This window comes from Pseudomonas sp. BRG-100, from assembly GCF_000737955.1.
GTDB lineage: Bacteria > Pseudomonadota > Gammaproteobacteria > Pseudomonadales > Pseudomonadaceae > Aquipseudomonas > Aquipseudomonas synxantha_A.
Map to the genome: position 1 here is coordinate 401,114 of NZ_JPRX01000001.1, position 7,324 is coordinate 408,437.

The 7,324-nt window shown below is 57.2% G+C and carries 4 protein-coding genes; 1 reads left to right on the top strand and 3 read right to left on the bottom strand.

Annotated features, from left to right (window positions below):
• Positions 1-22 precede the first annotated feature (22 nt).
• The 3 genes from JH25_RS25040 to JH25_RS25030 form a co-directional block, all read right to left on the bottom strand.
• Entirely contained in the window at positions 23-2,290 is a 2,268-nt protein-coding gene (locus JH25_RS25040; RefSeq protein ID WP_032875824.1) for an autotransporter outer membrane beta-barrel domain-containing protein, read from the bottom strand.
• Between the two features lie 272 nt (positions 2,291-2,562).
• Positions 2,563-4,563 carry a hypothetical protein gene (locus tag JH25_RS25035; RefSeq protein ID WP_032875827.1) on the bottom strand — a complete coding sequence of 667 codons (2,001 nt, stop codon included), beginning with the start codon at positions 4,561-4,563 and terminating at the stop codon, positions 2,563-2,565.
• Between the two features lie 177 nt (positions 4,564-4,740).
• Positions 4,741-5,985, bottom strand: coding sequence for a hypothetical protein (locus JH25_RS25030; protein ID WP_032875830.1), 1,245 nt, complete (start codon positions 5,983-5,985; stop codon positions 4,741-4,743).
• 261 nt (positions 5,986-6,246) lie between these two features.
• Here JH25_RS25030 and JH25_RS25025 point away from each other — a divergent pair, with 261 nt between their 5' ends.
• Positions 6,247-7,308 (top strand): LacI family DNA-binding transcriptional regulator, encoded by a 1,062-nt coding sequence (locus JH25_RS25025; protein WP_032875832.1) that lies wholly within the window; start codon positions 6,247-6,249, stop codon positions 7,306-7,308.
• The last annotated feature ends 16 nt before the right edge of the window (positions 7,309-7,324 follow it).

A 7,324-nucleotide genomic window follows, 5' to 3' on the forward strand; every position in this document is an offset into this window, starting at 1 on the left:
GGCGTTGTTGTGTGTTACGTCTTTACCAGGTGTAACGCACCCCTACGTTAGCGCCCCAAGGCTGTTCAACCCGGCCGCCGCTGCTGTGCTCAAGGTCGGCATGCAGCTGCAGGTTCTGCGAGAGCTTCACCGCCATACCCGCCCCGAATTCGGCGCGAGAGCCGGAAAGGTCGTTGTTGAACACATTGTTGTTCACCGAGACCTTATTGTTGTTGGCAAACTCATGCACCATCGCTGCGCGCAGATAAGGCTGCACGACACTGCCGGAGTCGAGCTGTATATCCCGCCCGACGGTCGCGCCGGCCTTGGCCATGATCGACCGCGTACGCTCACCCTTGGCCTCCAGGCCGTTATCCAGGCTGTAATTGGCACCCTGGATCACCACCGTAGACATTTGCGCGTAAGGCTCGATAAAGAACCCGTCGTCCAACTTGATGTTACGACCGAACTCAGCCGACAGGCCGCCACCGGTATTGTTGTACTTGCCCTTGGATGAGGTGCCGTCACTCAGGCCCACCTTGGACTCATTCTGGAAGCGGTTAACCTTGGCCACCGCATCGAAATACAGACCGCTCTCCTCGTCCAGCCAGGTCGCATACGCACCCAGGTAGTAACTCTTCACGTTCCCCGAGGTACCGCGCTTGAGGTTCAGGTCAGAGGTGCTGTGACCGGCCATTACGCCCACCAGCCACTGGCTGTCGGCCAAGGGTGTGTCTGCACCGAGCGTAAAGCCCCGCTGGTTCTGGCTGTAGCCAATCCCGGTGCTGTCGGACACTTCGTACTTGTTGCCATAACCGCGTATCCACACGCCCGCCTGTCCAGGCTCGAAACGCAGCTCGCCCATACGCGAACGCAGGGATGTCGCCTCGCCGTACCACACGGTCGGTGCGGTGTTGAACAGCGCCAATACCGAGCGGGTACCTGGGCTGATCACACGGTTGTTCGGGTCGAGGAACCAGTCGGTGCCTTCCTTTTTCAGGCCATAGGAATAAGCGCCGACATCAACTACATCGCCCACCAGGGAAAACTGTGCATCACCGCCGCCGGTGTGAACGACGCGGATATCTTGCGGGTTGGTCGGTTCCGCACCGCTGGCTGCGAGCAACAGCTTGTGGTCGCCTTTGGCCTCGCCCTCGACGTTCAAGAAGTCCGTAATGCCACGGGCGAAATCGGTCCCCATGACGAAGGTGCCATTACCCTCAAGGCTGTCTACGTCCAACTGGTAGAACGCATCGGTATCACCGAACTTCACCGTACCGCCGGCGAGGCTCAAGGCGCCCACTTGGCTGTCGCCTGTCAACGCCCAATAAGACTGATCACCGACAGCTAGACTGGTGACATTCTGCAGTTGGCCCGTCAGCCCGGCACGGTTTTGCAAGCTCAAATGCGCCGTGCTGCCGTCCTCGACGATAACGTTGCCACGTAGGTCGCTGTTATCGACATTCATGCTCGCCACGGCGCCGCCGTTGACCTCCAGCAATGAGCCGTTACCGCCGATCAAGGTCGAGCCGTTGCGTATATCGATCTCAACGGCCATGGCCTCGCCGGGAAAACCATTGACGGCAATGGCGGCACCGCTGCGGCCTTCGACGCTGGAGTTATCCAATACCAACTTGCCCGTATTCGCGCTGTTGAGGTCATTGGTGAACACCACGCCGTTCTTGCCACCGATAATCCTGCTTTTTTGGCTGGCAGTTGCCGTTGCACCATCGAGCGACACGCCAAAACTATCGACGCCGGTACCTTCGACCAACGTGTGGTCGTTAAAGTGCAGCTCGCTGTTGCCAGTCGCCACTGCGCCACCGATGTGACCACGGATGGTGCTATTGAATACTTCGGCTACCCCGCCCTTGTCAGAGTCGTGACTCTGGAACGCTTGCAGACCCATGGTGGTATGGCTGGTGATGTTGCTGCCGTTAATAAGCGCATCGCTGTCATCCAGACGCACCGCACCAAACACTGCGTGGCTTGAATCAACGGTGGCGCCGTCCAGGCTCACTAAAGAGCCTTGGGTGGCTCGGATGTCATTGATGCGGCTGCCCGCATTGACAATCAGTGCCGAATCGTTGACCAGGATATGTTGGGCACGAGCACCATTGACGGTCAGTTCAGATCTGAAATCCAGCTGCCAGTCATTATTGAGTTCGTTGCTTCCAATGGTTTTTGACTCACCAATCAGGTGGTCTGCCTGAGCGGTGGAATGCACAGCCGCAAACATCAAAAAAGTAATAGTTGGAACCTTCATCATCTTGCTCAAAGGTTTGAGCTCGAATTCAGTTAACAGTCGCATGTGAGTTCATCCTCTGGGTGGAGCCTTCGAAACGGTTTGGCTCGTTCCCTGGGAATGAAGCCTTACCGGTGCGGCGCAGAGGTTACGCAGCGAACATACCCATGGCTGTAGGATTTATCTTAGATGGATGTAGCGATTGATATTTTAGAGTGTTGGAAAAACATACTTAACAAAGAAGCTGAAGGTCTTTCCGACAAGGAGCAATACATAACTGTCAGACACACAAAAGGGAAGCCGTGCTTCCCTTTTGTATTTAACGTTTTTCATTGAGTTCAAGGTCTTACGATAGTTCCCCCATCACAGTATGTCTCAGGGTTGGAAAATACCGTGTACACCTCAGCCAATTCACTGTTACCGGTAGCCCCAGTGTTGACGATCGTTGAGTAGGTCACCTCGCAAGGGCCAAGCACGGACTGGGTCAGGAATGGACGATAAGGAATTTCAACGACAAATCCATTGTCCTTATCCCCTTGGCTCAACGATGGGTGGGTAAAGGTCTGCGTGAATGGACCCGGTGGAAAGCCAAAGGCTTCACTGAAGATCGTAACGGTTACCGTCACGCTATTACCTACCTCCAACCTCGGATCGCCTGGAATGAAGAGCTCGGCGTAAAGCGTCGGTGGTGCTCCGGGCGCGCGGGTTCGCAGCGATTGGCAACTCCACTCGTCGTTGGCGTCAAGGTGTAAGAACTCAGCAGGCGGCAGTACGACCCTCACTGCATCGATCACGTCGACCATGGTAACGCCCGACGGGTTTTCATTCGTGGTGCCGGGGCCAATGACCACATAGCTGACGGGCTGCAGCTCATTGCCGTGGCGGGCAACGACCTCCCAAGGAATGGTGAACGTCGCGTCAGCTCCGGGCACTGTCGTGCTGAGGGGGAAAGGCCCTACTCGCTCTTTCGTAGCCCCCCACAACAGGACAAACTCGTTATTCGCATGGGGCAGCGCTGCAATGGTCCAGAGCGGGATCACAATGGTGACGGGTTGATTCGCATCGCCAATGCGCAGGGTGTTCAGCTCCGGAGTGGGCCCCCCGCCGAACACCTGCGCCAGGTTCAGCGCTGGGTTTACATCGCCGGGTTCAAGAGTGCCTGGAAGAACAGGCCCCTCCACCGACAGGTCAAGCCGCACCGTTTTATCAGGAGAAGGGAAAAACACGCCATTTCGTTCGATACGGTAGCGCAGGGTCACCGTCTGCGGCCCCAGCGTTGCGGTATATGCGTCTTTAATCGCATCATTCATGTTGCTGAAGACCACCGGAAAATCAACCAGCTCAGCGGTTTGCGGCCCAAAGGGCTGTGCTTCCCATTGCATCTCGAACTTGTCCAGGCCAGTGGCGTGGTCAGGATAATCTTCAACGTGGGCTTCAATCCCCTGACGATAATCCTGAATATCGAGAAGATCATCCGTGCTGCCGGCACGTGGTGCCGGCGCCAAGGGCAGGAACGGCTCCAAAGGCTGCGGATCGTCCAACAACGAGACTGTTCGAAAATCATTGAACGAGGGACGGCTGACGTTACCTGCCCGGTCAGTGATGGTGTAGAAAATATAATATAGCCCGCTCAGGATAATCAGGTTCCTGGCCAGGAAAAAAGTGCTTACATCAGGGGATGGCAACATAGGCACACCTGAGCCACTCACCAGATACTCGGGGCGCGGGTCCATCACCGGGCTGAAGTACACGTTAATCATATCCCCCGCTTCGAATCGCCCAGTCTGTGGACCAAAGTCATTCGGGGGGATCTGAATCTCCACGCCGCCTTGATCGATCAGGAAGGCATCGTTAATGACCGTGCCCGGCGGCACATTTGCGAAGACTGGAACAAGCGGCTGCTCGCGTGAAGTCGCTACGGCATAGGGTGCAATGGTATCAACCCGAAAAGCACCCGGGTTGGAGGAGTCAAGGGAGGGGCCTGGTATGCCGGCCTGATTACGGTATTGAGTATTCCTGAGCTCGTAGTAGCCATGTGGAAATTCAGGTACCGGCGCGGGAATAAACCTGCTGATTATCGGAGGAACGGGCGTCTGGTTGATTTGATAAGGCGCCACCAAGGTGGTCCAGGTAGGCGGGCTCACAGTGATATCCCGGATTTCAACGCCCATCCAGTCCGTGCCCCTTGATGCTGTCCCGGTCCGTAACTGAACGTTAATGCCAACACGGGCGACGACCGCCGAGATAAGGCCAGTCGCATCATCCAACGCCTCGTCAATCGTGGGTGCATTGAGAACCAAAGGCGCTGGCGTCGTAGTCGAACCACGTTTTCTACTCATTTCAGTCTCTCCTTGCTGCTTTAGAATAGGCACCGCGCGCACTGGCGGGCCGCAAACGCTCGTTCAGTCACTTGAGTTACGGCCAGGAGACTGAAACCGGGACACACTCTCTTCAGCCGAATGATTCTTCGACCAACTACATTCAGTTCAAAATGTTCTACTAAACCGCACCCTGGCTCAGGGCTCGGGACCATTGCCGCCTTCCCAGCAGTAAACCGGGTTGGGCGGTGGTGGCGATGTAGGCACCAAACGATCGAACTGCACAAACCTGGAAGCTGAACGGCCAATGGGCGTTCGATTCCTGGACACAAGGTAATGAGCCTCTCCACCGGCATTTATTTTCAATGGCCGGATTACGCGCTCGACGTCACGAATCCAGAAGTTGTAGCCGGATGCATCCGCCACTGCATCCCAGTAATGCTCAAGGGTTTCCACAACATTCGGATCTGGGTCGACGTCCGGATACTGGCCATACCCCTGAAACCTGAGCGTGATCAAATCCCCGTGCTGGATGTTCGGGTCTGCCGGGATTGCCACCTCGACTCCGTACCAGATTGGCGGTTGGGTGCTGCAGGTCAAATACCGGTTTGGGTGAAGCAAAGCCTGAGGAAATTCAGGCCGAGTGAACTGGATGGGTGGAAGATCGGTCGCCAACCCGACCCGCGCCAACAATGAAAAGGTCGGGTTCACATTACCGGCGCGATCCTCCAAACGATAAAAACAGAAAAGCCATAGCGCGCCAGGGTAGGCGCGGAACACGTCATTGGGCACGTCCACAAAAATGCGGCCGCTATCACTGGTCAGCGGTGGCGAAACCCAAGTGGGTAGGCCGGTTGGCAGCATATTCATATCCGAAAAGTACATCAGCACCTTGTCCCCGACTTCACGTCCGAGATAGCTCTCGGGGATCTCCATGCGCACCATGGGATTTGCATCCAGATAGGGTTGGGTGATGGGATCGATCGGGAAAATGGCAGGCGCCAGTAACGAGCCGACGCCTGGAGCGTCGCGGTCGATTCTGATCGTCACGGGCGACGAGGTATCGACACTCGGGCTATCTGGCCGGGTGTTATGAATCCGGTAGCGCAGGTCAACGATGGCACTGCTCAGCAGGAACGCCTGAGGAATCGTCATGGGCAGAGGGAAGTCGGCATCCGTCAGTGGGCCACGCAGCTCAAAGTGCGGGGTATCAACGGACCTGGCACCTCGGACATGCCATTCGAAAATCACGTACTGAAACCTTCCGGGGCCGGGCAAAACCGCCCAAGGTGTCTCAAGCAAGATGCGTAGATCAGTGAAATTGAATCGAGCGGGTAATAATCCATCTGGTAATACGTCGACGACTGTTGGCGCCTCAAGCACAAGGATGCCTCCTGAGCCCGTAGGCCCATTGGCACTCTGGCCAGTAGTGGAAGTAGTCATTTAAACCTCCCGTCATTCAAGCATTTTCTAAACCGCCCCCTGCTCTCAGCGTGCCAATACCAGAGGTTCTGTTGGCGCCATTGAACACCTCCTCTGGCCCAGCCGATACTGTCAAAACTCACAGGTAGGACCACCGCTCGTCGGATCTCCCCGCTGACCAGTGGCTTCACACGACCAAGATTCTCTTGACGAAGACGATGGGCTAGTGTTTTCTGAAACCGGTTTCATCCCGTTACTCATTCCAATAAGAAAGGCTTTGCCGTGACTCCATTTTCCGCCGCCCAGCGCAGCCGCGTGACCATGCTCGACGTCGCCGAGCGAGCGCGCGTGTCCAAGGCCAGCGTGTCGCGCTTTATCGGCGATGACCGCGCCCTGCTCTCCGATGCCATCGCCCTGCGTATCGAACACGCCATCGCAGAACTCGGCTACCGCCCCAACCAGATGGCCCGTGGCCTCAAGCGTGGGCGCACGCGCCTGATCGGCATGCTGGTGGCTGATATCCGCAACCCCTACTCCATCGCGGTGATGCACGGCGTCGAAACCGCCTGCCGCCAGCACGGCTACAGCCTGGTGGTGTGCAACACCGACCGCGATGACGAGCAGGAGCGCCAGCACCTGGCAGCGCTGCGCTCGTACAACATCGAAGGGTTGATCGTGAACACCCTGGGCCATCACCTCGACCAACTGCTGGAACTGCAACGGGAAATGCCCCTGGTGTTAGTGGACCGCAAGGTCGAGCCGTTGCACAGTGACTTGGTGGGCCTGGACAACCCGGCGGCGGTGCGTATTACGGTAGAGCATCTTGAGCAACAGGGTTATCGCGACGTGCTGTTGGTAAGCGAAGCCACCGACGGCACCAGCTCGCGTCTTGAGCGCCTGGAGAGTTTCACCACCGAGATTGCCAAACGCCCGGCGTTGACCGGTGCCGTGGTTGAACTGAACGGCGAACTGGAAAAACGTCTGCAAGCCTTTCTCGCCAAGCCCGGCCCCAAGGCGCTGTTTTGCGCCAACGGTGTTGCTGCGCTGGCCTGCACACGTGCGCTCAAGGCATTGGGTTGCGAGCTGTTCACCGACGTGGGCCTGATTGCCCTGGATGACCTGGACTGGTACCCGCTGGTGGGTAATGGGATTACCGCCCTCGCCCAACCGACGCAAGCGATTGGCGCCAGCGCTTTTGACTGTTTGCTCAAGCGCCTGCGCGGCGATACCGCCCCCACGCGCACCCTGGATTTTTTACCGGAGCTTATTATCCGCGGCTCTACCCAATCCCTTGTGGGAGCGGGCTTGCCCGCGAAAGCGATAGGTCAGCCACTTCCAAGCTGACTGACACACCGCTTTC

What these genes read in the sequence shown, in the direction of transcription:
- JH25_RS25035 (WP_032875827.1), bottom strand. Translation starts at nt 4,563, where the DNA reads ATGAGTAGAAAACGTGGTTCGACTACGACGCCAGCGCCTTTGGTTCTC.
- JH25_RS25030 (WP_032875830.1), bottom strand. Translation starts at nt 5,985, where the DNA reads ATGACTACTTCCACTACTGGCCAGAGTGCCAATGGGCCTACGGGCTCA.
- JH25_RS25040 (WP_032875824.1), bottom strand. Translation starts at nt 2,290, where the DNA reads ATGCGACTGTTAACTGAATTCGAGCTCAAACCTTTGAGCAAGATGATG.